The organism is Mycobacterium sp. SMC-13 (assembly GCF_045311035.1).
Taxonomy (GTDB): domain Bacteria; phylum Actinomycetota; class Actinomycetes; order Mycobacteriales; family Mycobacteriaceae; genus Mycobacterium.
The window spans coordinates 1-1,015 of sequence record NZ_JBJIAI010000097.1 but is presented as its reverse complement, the minus strand read 5'-3'; the positions used below and the strand labels follow the sequence as shown (position 1 = coordinate 1,015).

General features: G+C 63.1%; 2 protein-coding genes. One reads left to right on the top strand and one right to left on the bottom strand.

Annotated features, from left to right (window positions below):
* Positions 1-685: FMN-binding negative transcriptional regulator (locus tag ACJH6I_RS31860; RefSeq protein ID WP_406785203.1), on the bottom strand; the 685-nt coding region annotated here is incomplete at its 3' end.
* Between the two features lie 97 nt (positions 686-782).
* Between ACJH6I_RS31860 and ACJH6I_RS31855 the strand changes: the two genes are divergently transcribed.
* Positions 783-1,015 (top strand): antibiotic biosynthesis monooxygenase family protein (locus tag ACJH6I_RS31855; RefSeq protein WP_406785202.1); only part of this gene is annotated, 233 nt, incomplete at its 3' end.

Sequence of the window (1,015 nt, the reverse complement as noted above, 5' to 3'; positions counted from 1 at the left end):
GTAGCGCACGCATCTTCTCCGCCAGTCTCTGGCTTGCGGTCTCTTCCGCCTGCGCCAGGCGGTCGACGAGCGCGACGTAGTCCGCATCGCTCTTGTGCTGATTGAGTTTCGATTGCCCCTCGATCTCGTCGACGACGAGATCGATCACCCTGATCGACGCCAGCATCTGTTCGCGCTTGCCGGGCTCCATCTGCGTGAGGTCCCAGGGCTGCTTCGGCAGCCGCGCCTCGGAGACCGCGAGCAGCGCGTCACCGTGACCACGATTCTCGCCGCGATCGCGCAGGTGCGCGACGCCGGACAGATGCACCGCCTCGTAGAGCCAGGTCGAAACGTTGTCGCGCGAGACGTACCAGTCGTTCGAGATGTAGGCGTCGTCGCCCGAGACGATCAGCAGAAAGCGCCTGATACCGTCGGCGAGCTCGACCAGCGGATTCCTCGCGGTGAGATGGAGCTGCACGATCACGCGATCGTCGCGCCGCGCGATCACGAAGGGAACATGAGACGCTCGCGGGCCGCGTGCGTCGGCGGCGACGATGGCGCCGAGGATCTGCCAGCGGGCGCTGGTCAGCCCGAGCCCGGCCACCATCCGGTCGCCTGACGTGAACAGCAGGCTGTTGAGCCTGAACAGGTCGAGAATCAGGCCGCTCAGGGCTTCACCCGCCGGCGTTCGCTTGGTCTGGGGCATTTGTCACCATAGCGGTATATTGACATCATAATGTCAATATTGATACGTATCCATCAGATCGAACTGACATCATAGCACCATATCAAAGGAGTAAACCATGCCGCAGATGCGCCCCCTGGACCCCGCGTTCCCGATCGACCGTCAGCTCGCGGTCGACGCCACCAACGTCGTGCTGGTCAACCTCTTCACACTCGATGCGGCCGACGAGGACAGTTTCCTCAGGGCTTGGCAGGACGACGCCGCGATCATGAAGCGGCAGCCCGGTTTTATTTCGACCCAGCTGCATCGCGCGCTGGGTGACAGCCCGGCCTATCTGAATTACGCGGTCTG